Source organism: Ferruginibacter sp. (assembly GCF_031391665.1).
GTDB lineage: Bacteria > Bacteroidota > Bacteroidia > Chitinophagales > Chitinophagaceae > Ferruginibacter.
This window is the reverse complement of record NZ_JANMUN010000174.1, coordinates 46,952-61,651: the sequence shown is the minus strand read 5'-3', so window position 1 is coordinate 61,651 and position 14,700 is coordinate 46,952. Positions and strand designations below refer to the sequence as shown.

10 protein-coding genes and 1 tRNA gene are annotated in these 14,700 nt (G+C 36.5%); 7 read left to right on the top strand and 4 right to left on the bottom strand.

Annotation, left to right across the window (positions count from 1 at the left end):
* The first annotated feature begins 385 nt into the window (after window positions 1-385).
* Complete coding sequence (locus ACY651_RS13385) at window positions 386-979, top strand: hypothetical protein (protein WP_462253549.1); 594 nt, start codon at window positions 386-388, stop codon at window positions 977-979.
* Window positions 980-992: 13 nt separating this feature from the next.
* On the opposite strand, the gene ACY651_RS13380 is transcribed toward ACY651_RS13385, so the two are convergent.
* Both ACY651_RS13380 and ACY651_RS13375 read right to left on the bottom strand, forming a co-directional pair.
* Window positions 993-2,156, bottom strand: a complete 1,164-nt coding sequence (locus ACY651_RS13380; RefSeq protein ID WP_462253547.1) for a trans-sulfuration enzyme family protein — start codon at window positions 2,154-2,156, stop codon at window positions 993-995.
* A gap of 175 nt (window positions 2,157-2,331) precedes the next feature.
* Window positions 2,332-2,781 (bottom strand): OsmC family protein, encoded by a 450-nt coding sequence (locus tag ACY651_RS13375; RefSeq protein WP_462253545.1) that lies wholly within the window; start codon window positions 2,779-2,781, stop codon window positions 2,332-2,334.
* Between the two features lie 392 nt (window positions 2,782-3,173).
* Between ACY651_RS13375 and metX the strand changes: the two genes are divergently transcribed.
* From metX to ACY651_RS13345, 6 genes are all read left to right on the top strand, one after another.
* Window positions 3,174-4,217: a homoserine O-acetyltransferase MetX gene (gene metX / locus ACY651_RS13370; protein ID WP_462253543.1), complete on the top strand. Its 1,044-nt coding sequence runs from the start codon at window positions 3,174-3,176 to the stop codon at window positions 4,215-4,217.
* Between the two features lie 188 nt (window positions 4,218-4,405).
* The gene (treF, locus tag ACY651_RS13365) at window positions 4,406-6,007 is read left to right on the top strand and encodes an alpha,alpha-trehalase TreF (RefSeq protein ID WP_462253541.1); all 1,602 of its coding nucleotides are present in this window, start codon (window positions 4,406-4,408) and stop codon (window positions 6,005-6,007) included.
* 268 nt (window positions 6,008-6,275) lie between these two features.
* Complete coding sequence (locus ACY651_RS13360) at window positions 6,276-7,763, top strand: MFS transporter (RefSeq protein ID WP_462253539.1); 1,488 nt, start codon at window positions 6,276-6,278, stop codon at window positions 7,761-7,763.
* A 12-nt stretch (window positions 7,764-7,775) separates the two neighbouring features.
* Window positions 7,776-8,792 carry a carbohydrate kinase family protein gene (locus ACY651_RS13355; protein ID WP_462253537.1) on the top strand — a complete coding sequence of 339 codons (1,017 nt, stop codon included), beginning with the start codon at window positions 7,776-7,778 and terminating at the stop codon, window positions 8,790-8,792.
* Window positions 8,793-8,802: 10 nt separating this feature from the next.
* Entirely contained in the window at window positions 8,803-10,752 is a 1,950-nt protein-coding gene (locus ACY651_RS13350; RefSeq protein ID WP_462253535.1) for an alpha-amylase family glycosyl hydrolase, read from the top strand.
* A 192-nt stretch (window positions 10,753-10,944) separates the two neighbouring features.
* On the top strand, window positions 10,945-13,743 hold the full coding sequence (locus ACY651_RS13345; protein ID WP_462253533.1) for a family 78 glycoside hydrolase catalytic domain: 2,799 nt from the start codon (window positions 10,945-10,947) through the stop codon (window positions 13,741-13,743).
* A 6-nt stretch (window positions 13,744-13,749) separates the two neighbouring features.
* Here the strand turns inward: ACY651_RS13345 and ACY651_RS13340 are convergent, their stop codons facing one another.
* Both ACY651_RS13340 and ACY651_RS13335 read right to left on the bottom strand, forming a co-directional pair.
* The gene (locus tag ACY651_RS13340) at window positions 13,750-14,535 is read right to left on the bottom strand and encodes a DUF2490 domain-containing protein (RefSeq protein ID WP_462253531.1); all 786 of its coding nucleotides are present in this window, start codon (window positions 14,533-14,535) and stop codon (window positions 13,750-13,752) included.
* 61 nt (window positions 14,536-14,596) lie between these two features.
* Window positions 14,597-14,667, bottom strand: a tRNA-Cys gene (locus ACY651_RS13335).
* Window positions 14,668-14,700 lie beyond the last annotated feature (33 nt).

The window sequence follows — 14,700 nt, the reverse complement described above, 5'->3', positions numbered from 1 at the left end:
GTACGATTTTAATAAAGCCGCTATCAGTTGTTATAAAAAAGCCGGCCTTGTAATTGAGGGTACCAACCGTGATTGTTTATTATTTAAAGGTCAGTGGTGGAGTTTAACAGAGATGAGTATTTTGGAAGAAGAGTGGAGAGATGAGGCGGAATAAAAAATGCTTTGCATTTTAATTTTTTTGGACTAACATTTGTTTTTTATGGCATCTTCGTTGTGTCACTCACTTGTACTTAATACCATTGGTGAACTTTAATTGTGTTCTGCTGAAGACTGATTGTTGAAAAATTGAATTTTGAATGTTTTTTGTAAGATGAGGTTTTGTATATTTATGAGTGGCGCAAATAACAACGACCTTGAATCTGGAAAATTAAAGAGAATTTTGTAAATGAAATACTTTATAATAGTTTTCGGCTTATTCTTATTCACTTCTTGCTTTAAATTTAATGGAAGAATTACAATTCAAAATGATAATTTATCCAATTTGAAAATTGAGACAAATCCTATCATAACATCAGGAAGTGGGGACTGGGAGAATGGAATTCATTATTACAATAAGGACAGTATCATTTGGACATATACTTTAGGCAACAACATTAAGGCTAAAATTATTCAACCTAATTTTTGGAAAAGGCAAGACTCAACATTCGCACAGACATCAGAACGAGGCTATCATTTTGGTGATTATTTTTTATATCGTCATGATACTGCTGTTAACGGAATTTATGCAATGTATCCTAGCTCATCTTTTACAATTGGAGAATTTAATACCAATAAAAAAATAATTCCATCCCAAGATAATCTCAACGGAAAATTTACAATTCGTAAGCTAATAATTTATAATGATAATGATACCTTGATTGCAAGGGGAGATAAAGAAATTTGGAATTTACTTTTAAAATTAGATAAGAATAAAGAGAATTATAATAAAGCCGGAAATAGAAAGAAAATCAGACATTGGATAGTTTCAATTAAAAATTAACTGTTTATATAAATCAACATTGCTCCAGCGCCCCCAAAATATCCCCCAAAATATCATCCACATGTTCCAGCCCAACAGAAATTCGTATTAAGCCCGGTGTAATATTCACCGCCAGTCTTTCTTCTTCGGTAAGCTTAGCATGTGTGGTACTTGCAGGGTGAGAGGCAATACTCCTGGTGTCGCCGAGGTTGGCAGTAAGCGATAGCATTTTTAAATTGTTTAAAAATGCACGGCCACTTTCTAAACCACCGCTTAAATTAAAACTAATTAATCCGCCGCCATTTTTCATTTGCTTAACAGCAATGGCATGTTGCGGATGGCTTTGTAAAAAAGGATATTTAAGCCAGCTTATTTTTGCATGGCCTTCCAAAGCTTTTGCAATATGCAATGCGTTGCTGGCATGCCGCTCCATGCGTACATCTAATGTTTCTAAACTTTTACTAAGCACCCATGCATTAAAAGGCGATAAGGCGGGGCCGGTGCTGCGGCAGAATAAATAAATTTGCTGTATCAATTCTTTTTTACCCAATACAACACCACCTAACACTCTACCTTGCCCGTCAATCCATTTTGTGGCAGAGTGAATTACCAGGTCGGCACCAAAATCAATGGGCCGCTGGTTTACCGGTGTGGCAAAACAATTATCTACATTCAATAAAATATTATGCTGCTTTGCCAGCTTACTAACAAAATCCAAATCTATGATATCCAATCCTGGATTGGTAGGTGTTTCTAAATAAATCATTTTGGTATTGGGCTTAATGGCTGCTTGCCAGCTTGCCACATCATTGGCACTAACATAACTTACTTCAATACCATAGTTGGGTAAATATTTATTCAGTACTGTAACCGTGCTGCCAAAAACAGAACTGCAGCTAATTAAATGATCACCTTTTTTTAACAGCGCCATAAAAGAGGCAAATACTGCAGCCATGCCCGTCGCAGTTGCGTAACCTGCTTCGGCACCTTCCAATGCTACCATTTTATCAGTAAACTCTTGTACACCCGGATTGCTAAAGCGGCTGTAAATATTATCATTGCTTTCATCTGCAAATGCAGCCCTCATATCTTCTGCATCATCAAAACAAAAACTGCTGGTTAAAAATAATGGGGTACTGTGTTCCATTTCATTGGTACGGTCAGTTTGTATGCGTATGGCTTTTGTAATTGGGTTCATCTTGTTAAGCTGCCCCATCCCAACCCTTCCCTGAAGGGGAAGGAACTCGTAGGGGAGTTTTTAAATTTGTAAAGTATAAGATATGCAAAAGGTAAACCGTTATTTTATTATTCATTTTAAGTTTACCTTATTATTAGAATTGAAAAAACAAAACATAATCTTCTTTTCAATCTCGTTACTTTCCTCCCACTTCGGGGGAGATAGAGGGGGCTGTTTTCAACTCCCATGTCAACACCGTTCCGCTCCGCTTCAACGTTTCTGCAACGCTGCAATACTTATTCATGGATAATTCGCAGGCACGTGCGGCTTTTTCTGCATCAATATCTCCGCTAAGTGTAAAAATAATTTTTGCATTGGCCCACAGCGATGGTTCTTTACCCGGTTCTCTTTCGCCGGTAATTTTTATAGAAAAATCGGTGATGGTCTGGCGCTGTTTTTTTAAGATCATTACAATATCAATTGCACTGCAACCACCCAAACCCATTAATAACATTTGCATGGGGCGTACACCAAAATTATTGCCGCCACTTTCGTCGCTGCTGTCCATGTGTACGGTGTGGCCATTGGCATCTTTGGCCCCAAAACCAAAATCGCCGCTTACACGGTGTAAATTAATTTCAATCATTTTAAAACATTTTTACAAATATAAATATTGCAAGCCTTTACTTTGCATTTTATTTACCCCCTCCGCCCCCTAAAGGGAGAACTTTTGGAGAAGAAGATAGCGAAGATGCCCCTATCCCCTAAAGGGGAAAATGGGGAAGATCATTTCGAAGAATGCAAAGAAGATTATGATTTATAATAGCTCCGTAGGAGCTTAAGGTGGGTAGAAAAAAATAATGTATGTTTCTAATCGTTCCGTAGGAACGACAGGTGCTTTTTGCAAAACATAATTAAAGCTCAATAAAGAAATATTGTTGAAGAGTGCGACGCCAATGAAGCTTAATAGTAGTTACGAAGATTGGCTAAAAAAAAATTATAAACCTTGAATAACTCCCCTTTAGGGGATGGGGGCAAATGAATATCTTTAAACATACCGACAATTTTATTTTAGAAAGTGGTTATATATTTCCATCAATTGAAATTGCTTACACCACTTACGGAAAATTAAATGCTGATAAAAGCAATGTGGTGTGGATATGCCATGCACTTACTGCCAACAGCGATGCTGCAGACTGGTGGAATGGCGTGGTGGGCAGCAATCATGTAATTGATCCTGAAAAATATTTTATTGTTTGTGCAAATATTTTAGGGAGTTGCTATGGCAGCACTGGGCCGCTGAGTGTTGATGCTAAAACACAGCAACCTTACTATAATAATTTTCCGCTGGTAACCATACGTGATATGGTGCAGGCGCATATTTTATTGCGTGAGCATTTAGGGATAGAAAAAATATTTTTAGTAATGGGCGGCAGTATGGGTGGTTACCAGGCCATGGAATGGTGTGTGATGGAAAAAAATGTGATTGAAAATGTATTGCTGCTTGCAACATCGGCAAGCGAAAGTGCCTGGGGCATTGCAACACATACTGCACAGCGTTTAAGTATTGAAGCGGATAATACATTTAATACTGCTTCGCCAACTGCGGGTGCAAAAGGATTAAAAGCTGCCCGTGCTATTGGTATGCTTACGTATCGCAATTATGGTATTATGGTGCAGCAGCAAACCGATACTGATGCAGAAAAAATTGATAATTATAAAGCATCATCGTACATTAATTACCAGGGCGAAAAATTAGTGCAGCGTTTTAATGCTTACACTTACTGGCAGCTTACAAAAAGTATGGACAGTCATAATATTGCCCGTGGCCGTGGTGGAAATTTGGCTACTGTATTAAATGATATTACACAACGCACTTTAATAATTGGTATCAGCAGCGATATACTTTGTCCGCTGGTAGAGCAGCGATTTTTAGCCAATCATATTGCAGATGCAACAATGATTGAAATTGATTCGGATTACGGACATGATGGATTTATGGTGGAGAGTAAATTGATTTCGCAGCATTTGGCAGAGTGGTTGGGTGAAGATGTGGTGCTGGGTTTTGGCGCTGCGATATAAAAAGCCCCTAACCTTCTTCCTTCGGCTTCGCTCAGGAGGGGAACTGCAGATTTTAGAATATTTATACTTTTTATCTTTCAAGCATTGTTATTGCTAAATACACATGCATTGTTTTACTTGCAGCATAAAAAAATTTACCACTACTTTATAAAATAGATTCGTTTATTTTGTTTGATAAATTTGTGTGTATGAAAAAATGGCTTGCTGCAGCAGTAATGTTTGCTTTATTAAATGATACTGCTGCACAACAACCGGCAACTCCCGATAAAATATATGGTCAACTTTTTATTGATGTGCAACTGGCGCAAGTTTTTACCGATGGTAAAACTTTTGTGGATTGTACGCCTAAAAGAAAAGTAAGCGATATTATGTACGATTACGGCTTAGCAAAAGGGCCGGGTTTGAATTTAAAAAAATTTGTGGCCGCTAATTTTGATTTGCCTGCTGCGCCGCCTGCGTTTAATTATATTCAAAAAGAATTGGATGCGGCTAACCACATCCGTAATCTTTGGAGTAATTTAAAAAGAGAAGCCGATAAAAATGTAAAAGGATCTTCTTTATTGCCATTACCCAATGCTTACATTGTACCCGGCGGAAGATTTAGAGAAATTTATTACTGGGACAGTTATTTTACCATGCTGGGATTAAAAGAAAGCGGCGAAACTGCCATGGTTGAAAATATGGTGGACAATTTTGCGTTTTTAATTAATACATACGGCCATATTCCCAACGGTAACCGAACGTATTATTTAAGCCGCAGCCAGCCGCCATTTTTTAGTTTGATGGTGGAGTTGTTGGCAGGTATAAAAGGGAAAACTGTTTATGGAAAGTATTTTACACCATTTCAAAAGGAATATGCTTACTGGATGGGTAAAACAACTGATGGCGCAGGCCATGGAGTAAAAATGCCAGACGGAAGTTTATTGAGCAGGTATTATGATAACAGCGATAAACCAAGACAGGAAAGTTATAAAGAGGATTATGATGTTGCAGAAAGTGTAGCCAATGAATTGGCGATGCGTATAAAAATGTCGTCGCCGGAGGCATTAAAAAAAATACTGGATGAAACAAAAGCAACTGTCTGCAGAAACTTACGTTCGGGTGCAGAGAGTGGGTGGGATTTTAGCAGCCGCTGGTTTGCAGATGAAAAAAATATTACAACCATTCAAACCATTAATATTATTCCGGTTGATTTAAACTGTCTGTTGTATCATTTAGAAATAACGACAGCAAAAATTTACGGATTGAATAAGGATACGAAAAGCCAAAAAAAATTACTGGCATTAGCAGCAAAAAGAAAAGCCGCCATTTTAAAATATTGCTGGAATGCAAAAGAAAATTTCTTTTGCGATTATAATATTGAAACAAAAACTGTAAATAATAATATTACTGCTGCAGGTTTATATCCATTGTTTGTAAAAATTGCAACCACTGCACAGGCAACTGCGGTTGCAGCAACAACAAAAAAGTATCTATTAAAACCCGGTGGTATTGTTACTACAATTAATAACACGGGCCAGCAATGGGATGCACCTAATGGCTGGGCACCATTGCAATGGGTTGCTGTAAACGGATTAAATAACTACAACGAAAAAGTTTTGGCAAAAGATATTGCTGTCCGCTGGCTTGCATTAAACGATAAAGTGTATGCAGCCACTGGTAAAATGATGGAGAAATACAATGTTGAAGATTTAAGTAAAGAAGCTGGCGGCGGCGAGTATCCATCGCAGGATGGTTTTGGCTGGACCAATGGCGTGTATTTGGCATTGAAAGCATTTGTAAAAAAATAATTTTCTTTTTAGTATCCCTCAACTTTAAAGCAGCGCATAAACTCACAGGTTTTATAACGGTTTTCATACTACAAACTGGCTTTCATAAACTGTGAACTTTGGCATGACACTAGTAGTACTAATACACATTTGGGTGCGGCACTTTTGTATTTAACGTTCAAATGCAGTGCTGCATTACATTTCTTTATCCACCACAATCGTTTGCAGATTTGACAGCAATTTGTTTTGAGTAAATTTGATATTCTCAATTTTTTCAAAACGATTGCTAATGACTATACCAAAACCGCATTTAAGCTTCTGGCAAATTATAAATATGAATGTGGGTTTTTTTGGCATTCAGTATAGTTTTGGGTTACAACAAAGTGCGGTTAATCCTATTTACGATTTTTTAGGTGCAAAGCCCGATGAAATTCCATGGTTAAATTTAGCTGGTCCGTTAACAGGTTTAATTATACAGCCTATCATTGGAGCGTTAAGCGATAAAACATGGCATGTAAAGTGGGGCAGAAGAACACCTTATTTTTTAATTGGTGCAATGATATGCAGTATTGCATTATTTCTTTTTCCTTTCAGCAGTCAGTTATGGATGGCCGCAGGTTTATTATGGATATTAGATGCAGGCAATAACACTGCTATGGAACCTTACCGTGCTTTTGTCGCAGATAAATTGGATGCATCGCAACAGCCAACTGGTTTTCAGGCGCAAAGTTTTTTTACCGGCTTCGGGCAAACGCTGGCTAATGTTTCGTTATTTATTTTTCCTTTGATATTTATTGGTAAAACAGGTAAGTTACCTACATGGGTTTTTGCATCTTTCTTTTTAGGTGCAGTTTGTTCTATCGGTTCAATATTATGGAGTATTAAAAAAACACCCGAAATTCCTCCAACAGAAAATGAGCTTAAAGCATTGAGGGAAAAAAATAAAGGCATGCCTCATCCGGCTATCCAGTTTTTTTTATCTATCCTCACAACTGTTGCAGCATATATTCTAATTATACTTCTAATTATTCCGGCAATTTTTGTAAAAGGATTGTTTCGTAAAGTATTGAACTATGCAGAAAATCATGCTACATTCAAAATATTATTTGCACAAAATATTGAAATTATTGACGCCATTTTAAACATGCCTAAGGTAATGTGGCAATTGGCGTTGGTGTATTTATTTCAATGGTATGCATTGTTTTGCTATTGGCAAAACTCCTCAAAAAGCATTGCTTTATCTGTTTGGAAAACTACTCCGCAGCAAAATGCTACTTTGTATGAAGAGGCTGTTAGCTGGACTGGTTTAGTAAATGGCTGGTACAATGTTGTAACTTTTTTATGTGCATTTGGTTTAGTATGGTTCGCAAAAAAATATTCACCCAAACTGGTACATTTTGGGTGTTTGATTTTAGCAGGCATTGGGTTATTAGCATTTCCGTTTATAGAAAATAAATATTTTCTTTTCCCTGCAATCACAGGTTTTGGTATTGGTTGGGCAAGTATGATGGGGATACCTTATTTAATGGTGGTAAGTAAAATACCTAAAGAAAGATACGGCGTTTATATGGGTATTATAAACATGATGATTGTAATACCGATGTTTATACAAACAATAACTTTTGGATTTATTTTAAAATATTTTTTAAATAATAATCCGGGTAACGCAATATTATTTGCAGGCGTATTTTTATTAATAGCAGCATTACTTACCCTTTTAATAAAAACCGATAAACCAACAGAAGAAATAATTATGCCAGCTGGTATGGGGCATTAAATAAAAATGGTTATGGCTTTAATAAAAAGTACAATTAATATAGAAAGCAGCAATCTAAGTTCCCCTTCAGGGGACAGGGGCAAAATACTCTGCATCGGCGAAGCATTGATAGATTTAATTTGTACCGATAAAGGCAAATCACTAAGCGATGGAAATAATTTTTTGAAAAAAGCAGGTGGTGCACCAACTAATGTTGCTGCAGCAATTGCTGCATTGGGTGGCAATGTAGAGCTGGCCGCAAAAGTTGGTGTTGATCCTTTTGGAAAACATTTGATAGAAGTGATGAGTGATTTTGGTGTTAATACCAAATGGATGCTGCAGGATGAAAATAATTTTACCACGTTTGCATTTGTATCGTTGATGGAAAATGGAGAAAGGGATTTTTATTTTAACCGCGGTGCCGATGGGCAACTGAGCAGGCAGGAAGTAGAAGCTATTAATCTTGATGAATTTTCAATAATTCATTTTGGTTCTGCCACTGGGTTTTTACCGGGGCCATTGCAGGCAGCTTACCAGGGCCTTTTACAAAAAGCATTACTCAAAAATATTTTTATAAGTTTCGATCCTAATTACCGTCATTTATTATTTCAAAATAATACGCAAACTTTTATTGATCAGTCGTGGAATTTTTTAGAGTGCTGCCATTTTTTTAAACTGAGTGATGAAGAAGCTTTGTTGATAACAGGCGCTGCAACATTAAACGATGCTGTAAAAATTTTGTTTGAAAAAACAGATGGTGTTTTTGCAATAACATTAGGCAAGGACGGAACTATGTTAGGATTTAACGAACAAACAGTTATTGTACCCAGTATTGCCGTAACACCTGTAGATACTACTGGTGCAGGCGATGCATTTGTAGGGGCTTTATTATACCAGCTCAGCGAAAAATCGGTAGGAGAAATAAAAATTTTATCGGCAGAGCATTGGCATAAAATTGTTTTTAATGCCAATAAAGCAGGTGCAAGAACATGTGAGTATATGGGGGCTATGGAAGCTTTTAAACATTTAAATAATACCATTTTTAATTAAAGAAATAATAGTGTACGATTCTCAATTACATAGTCAAATTAATACCGGCCTGCGTAAAATGAAAATAGATGTGGGTAACAGCGATAATTTATTCTACACCCGTTTTGTTGCTAATGCAACTGCTATACAATTTTTGTACAATCAATTATACCAGCATCATCCCGAAAGTGAAATTATTTTTAAGCAGTTGATTGATACTATGGGGAAAGCTTATTCGCAAAGACCGGTAACATTAAAATTAAGAGATGAAGAAAAAGAAAAAAAAGGTAATTGGTTTTTAAGCAATGAAATTACAGGGATGAGTTTATATGTTGACCGGTTTTGCGGCAACCTTAAAACCCTTGGCGAAAAACTCGATTACTTTAAAACACTTGGTGTAAATCTTTTGCACCTTATGCCGGTGATGCAAAGCCCGGAAGGGGAAAGTGATGGTGGCTATGCAGTTTCGGATTTTAGAAAAATAGATGAACGTTTTGGAACACTGGAAGATTTAAAAGTGGTGGAAGAAAAAATGACCGGAGCAAAAATGTACCTGATGATGGATATTGTGATGAACCACACATCGCATAAACATGAGTGGGCACAAAAAGCAAAGCAGGGCGAAAAAAAATACCAGGATTATTTTTATATGTATGATGACAGGCAGGTTCCTGATCAGTTTGATAAAAACATGCCGGATATTTTTCCTGAATCGGCACCGGGTAATTTTACTTATGTACCAGAGTGTAATAAATGGGTGATGACGGTTTTTCATAATTATCAATGGGATTTAAATTTTTCTAACCCCGAGGTGTTTATTGAAATGCTGGATACAATTTTCTTTTTTGCAAATTTTGGTGTAGATGTTTTACGCATAGATGCTCCTGCATTTATATGGAAACAATTGGGCACCACCTGCCAGAATTTACCATTGGCACATACCATTTTACAATTGATAAAACAATGTGTGCAGGTGGCAACGCCGGGTATGGCTTTATTGGGAGAAGCAATTGTAGCACCCAAAGAGATTATGAAATATTTTGGTACAGGTTTATACACTGCTAAGGAATGCGACTTTGCATATAACGCCACACACATGGCATTGCAATGGGATGCTTTGGCTACAGGAGATACAAAAGTTATGCTTGCTGCTCAGCATGAAATTTTACAAAAACCATTGGGTACTTCCTGGATTACTTATACCCGTTGCCACGATGATATTGGTTTAGGTTACGATGATGATATGATTCGGCATGGGGGATTCAATGCGTATGAGCACCGTAAGTTTATAAAAAATTATTATTCCGGTATGCATGAAGGATCGCCTGCAAGAGGTGCTTTATTTTCTGTAAATCCAAAAACACAGGATGCCCGTATCAGCGGTTCGCTGGCTTCGCTTTGTGGATTGGAAAAAGCAATTGACGAAAAAGATAAAAGCGCCGTTGAAATTTCTATAAAAAAAATAATGCTGATGCAGGCACATAGTTTTTTTATTGGCGGTATTCCAATGTTATTTTATGGAGATGAAGTGGGTTACACCAATGATTATTCTTATTTAAACGATCCTGCAAAAAGTTACGACAACCGCTGGATGCACCGCCCTGTAATTGACTGGAATAAAAATGAAAAAATAAATGATATAGGTACGGTAGAACAAAAAGTTTTTTCGGCTACACAAGAATTGATTGCTATCCGAAAAAAATTAGAAGTGGTAAGCGATTACAAAAATCTTACCTGGTTGCAGCCGCACAATATTCATATTGCAGGTTACCTGCGTACACACAATGGTAAAAAACTGTATTGCATTTTTAATTTTAGTGCAGCACCGGCTTACTTAACATGGTTTGCATTTAAACAGCATGGTCCTGTTTCGGCAAAATTATTCGATCACTGGAGCAATAAACAATATCATGTGGGTAACGACAGTGAATATTTTATTCTTGAACCTTATAGTTTTTATTTATTAGAACCTGAATTATAATATCAACTTTTAGCCGGGGGTGATAACCTGGTTTTTCATGTGCAGTTAGTTTTGGTAAAAGCCCCTGTTTCTACAGGGGCTTTCCGTTTACTGCAATTAATGCACATCTTGCCGTTTATTATTTTAGCAGGGCGGAACATGATAGTTTGCTGTTTAAATAAACTATTTTTAAAGCTGATATAATATTGCTGTATGAAAAAAAGTAGTTTTTTTATTCTTATACTTTTATTGGCTGTAAAAAGCTTTGCCCAACAAATTATTATCAGCAATTTACAATGCGATCATAAAATAAATCCTTTAGCAATTAATACAGCCTCGCCGCATTTTAGCTGGCAATTGCAGTCTGCACAGCGTAATGTTTTACAAACAGCATACAGAATTTTAGTTGCTGATAAAATGGAGCTGCTTCAAAAAGATAGGGGTAATATCTGGGATTCAAAAAAAATAAACAGCAATCAATCTACACAAATATTATTTAAAGGGATAAAAATAAATGCAGCAACAAAATATTTTTGGAAAATTCAGGTGTGGGATAATAAAAATACAACCGTTTGGAGTGAGCCTGCAAATTTTACAACAGGATTATTTACTGAAAAAGAATGGAGCAATGCTAAATGGATTGGTTATGAAGAAATGCCCGATTCACTTTACACAGTACCCGGCGTACATAGTCCAGAAATAAAAAAGAAATTAGGTTCTAATAAATTAAAACAAAGAACGATAATTCCTTTGTTTAGAAAAACATTTACTGCGGATAAAGAAATAGCTAATGCAACTGCATACATCAGTGGGCTGGGCCAATATGAATGCACTATTAATGGCAAAAAAATTGGAAATAGTTTTTTAGCACCGGGCTGGACGGATTATAATAAACGGGTGCTGTATAATACTTACGATGTAACAGCATCAATTAAAAAAGGAGAAAATGCTATTGGAGTAATTGTTGGCAACGGATTTTATAATATCAACCGGGAGCGGTATATAAAATTAGCAATTGCATACGGCTATCCCAAAATGATCTGTAAAATACTATTAAATTATACCGACGGCTCTTCGGCAGTGTTAGTAAGTGATAGCTCCTGGAAAGTGTCGCCATCACCCATTACTTTTTCGAGTATTTACGGCGGCGAAGATTATGATGCTACGCTTGAAAAAGCCGGCTGGAATAATATTGGCTACAATGATGCAGATTGGAAGCAGGCAGTAAATGTGTCTATACCAAAAGGAATGATGGAAGCCGAAATGGATAATCTTGTAAAAGTGAATGAAGTTTTAAATGTGCAAACAATTAGTAAACCAAAAGACAGCGTGTATGTGTATGATTTTGCACAAAATCTTTCCGGCATAATTGAACTTAAAGTGCAGGGCAAAAAAGGACAGGTTGTAAAGTTATTGCCTGCAGAATTATTAAATAATAAAAATCTTGTTAACCAAAATGCAACAGGTAAGCCGTATTATTTTTTGTATACATTAAAAGGCGATGGTGTAGAAACCTGGCGGCCACGTTTTACTTATACCGGCTTTAGGTATGTACAGGTAGAAGGTGCAGTGCCTGATACCGCAAGTACAACTGGCGTCTTTGCAAAAATAATCAGCATCACCTCTTTACATACATCTAATTCATCGGAATTAAACGGCGAGTTTGAATGTTCCAATAAATTATTTAATCAAATTAACCAGTTAATTAAATGGGCTATCAAAAGTAATTTGCAAAGTGTAGTAACAGATTGCCCACACCGGGAAAAATTAAGCTGGCTGGAGCAGGATCATTTAATGGGAGGATCGATTAATGCCAATTACAATGTTTATCAGTTGTATAAAAAATTAGTGTACGATATGATGGATGCACAAACTGCCGATGGCCTTGTGCCCGACATTGCACCCGAGTTTGTGTTTTTTGATGATAATGGATTTGGTTTCCGTGATTCGCCGGAGTGGGGTAGTGCTGCAGTAATTGTGCCATGGCTTTTGTATAAATGGTATGGTGACGAAGCGATATTAAAAGAAGCTTATCCCATGATGAAAAAATATGTGACCTACTTACAAAATAAATCTGCCAATAATATTTTAGATTATGGCCTGGGCGACTGGTATGATTACGGACCCAAACCACCCGGTGTGGCACAGCTTACACCCAAAGCTTTAACTGCAACTGCAATTTATTTTTATGATGTACAATTGCTTGCTAAGGTGGCAGCATTATTGCAACAAAAGAATGATGCGCTGATTTATCGGCAACTGGTAGCTGCTATCGGTTACGCATTCAATAATTCTTTTTTTAATACAAAAACAAAAGTATTTGCAACTGGCAGCCAAACTGCAATGGCCATGCCTTTATGTTTTGGCCTTGTTGCCCAAACAGATAAAGCAGCTGTATTGAAGAATATGGTGGATTCAATTAATGCACAGGGGAAAAAATTAACGGCCGGTGATATTGGCTTTCATTTTTTAATACAGGCATTACATGATGGAGGTGCTTCGCAATTAATTTATGATATGAATTACAGGGACGATGTGCCCGGTTATGGTTACCAGTTAAAAAAAGGCGCCACTGCTTTAACAGAAAGTTGGCCTGCATTGGCGGAAGTATCCAACAATCATTTAATGCTCGGGCATATTATGCAGTGGTTTTACGAAGGCCTGGGTGGTATAAAACAAACTGAAAATTCTTATGGGTATAAACAAATTATAATTGAACCGGAAGTTGTGGGGGATATAAATTATGTAAATGCCAATCATCAAACAGTTTATGGCAATATTGTAAGCCAATGGAAAAAAACGGATACAGGGTTTGAATTGTATGTTGAAATTCCTGTAAACACAACAGCAATTATTTATTTGCCTGCAAAAAGCATTAAGCAAATTACAGAAAATAATAAAACCGTAAGCAATGCAAAAGATTTTGCAGTTGGTACAATTAAAAATGGAAGGGCGGCAATAAAAACGGGCTCCGGTAAATTTTATTTTAAAGTAAACAATGCAAAGTTGTAAAAAGATTTACTTAACTTTTTTTCTTGCATCAATATTTTGAAAAAAGAAAACTCTTGCAGCGTTAATATTTCTGTATTTATTGCCTGCGGCTGTTTGTATAAATACATTGGAATAACCAAACTGTATATTATTTTGTTCGGATAATTGATACTTGGTGCCTATAAAAAAACGGTTCTGGTCAAAATAATTATTTACAATTTGTTTACCAAAATTAATATGTACTTCATCATTAACAATAAATGACCAGGCTTTAGGAACTATTCCCTTTTTGCTTAGCGGAATTTCGTACCAGATATTGTATCGTAGCTTCCAGTTAAAGCTGCTGCCATCGGATAAAGTAGAATCGTTTAATATTTTACGGCGGTAACGTTCCTCCAATCTAAACCATTGCATCATTCTTTTTTTACCGTACTTGGTATGCCATTGCAATTGCTGCCATGGCCGGTGTTCCGGTTGAGAAATTTTTTTATGTGCATCTGCAGGAAAATGATTTACATAAGCATAACCCAATGTGAATTTTGTCACATCATTAATATAGTAAGTTATGCCTGCCCTGATGATGCCGGTAGAAAAATTATTTACAAAATCTTCCTTTGTGCGTAAATGAACATCTGTCCACATACCCAACTTGTTACTAAAACGGGTTTGGTTAAAATATCCCATCCAAACCTGGTTTATGTTTTCCGTTTGCTTTACCTGTGCTTTACTTTCAATACAAAAAAACAGGGTGATGCAAAGCAGATAAATTTTTAAAACTGCTGCTCTTTTTTTCATTCCATAAATATTTTTCATGTTGCAAAAGTGACTATAATAAATTTATTTTAAGCAATTGCAATTAAAAATATTTTTTAAGACGCCGTGGGTGGATTCGAACCACCGTAAAAGGTTTTGCAGACCTGTACCTTACCACTCGGCCACACGACTGTATTTATTTTATATTTTCTTTTTGATGCTCCG

Excerpts from the sequence above, each read along its gene's own strand:
- treF (WP_462253541.1), top strand. The coding sequence starts at position 4,406 with ATGAAAAAATGGCTTGCTGCAGCAGTAATGTTTGCTTTATTAAATGAT.
- ACY651_RS13385 (WP_462253549.1), top strand. The coding sequence starts at position 386 with ATGAAATACTTTATAATAGTTTTCGGCTTATTCTTATTCACTTCTTGC.
- metX (WP_462253543.1), top strand. The coding sequence starts at position 3,174 with ATGAATATCTTTAAACATACCGACAATTTTATTTTAGAAAGTGGTTAT.
- ACY651_RS13360 (WP_462253539.1), top strand. The coding sequence starts at position 6,276 with ATGACTATACCAAAACCGCATTTAAGCTTCTGGCAAATTATAAATATG.
- ACY651_RS13380 (WP_462253547.1), bottom strand. The coding sequence starts at position 2,156 with ATGAACCCAATTACAAAAGCCATACGCATACAAACTGACCGTACCAAT.
- ACY651_RS13345 (WP_462253533.1), top strand. The coding sequence starts at position 10,945 with ATGAAAAAAAGTAGTTTTTTTATTCTTATACTTTTATTGGCTGTAAAA.
- ACY651_RS13375 (WP_462253545.1), bottom strand. The coding sequence starts at position 2,781 with ATGATTGAAATTAATTTACACCGTGTAAGCGGCGATTTTGGTTTTGGG.
- ACY651_RS13340 (WP_462253531.1), bottom strand. The coding sequence starts at position 14,535 with ATGAAAAATATTTATGGAATGAAAAAAAGAGCAGCAGTTTTAAAAATT.
- ACY651_RS13355 (WP_462253537.1), top strand. The coding sequence starts at position 7,776 with ATGGCTTTAATAAAAAGTACAATTAATATAGAAAGCAGCAATCTAAGT.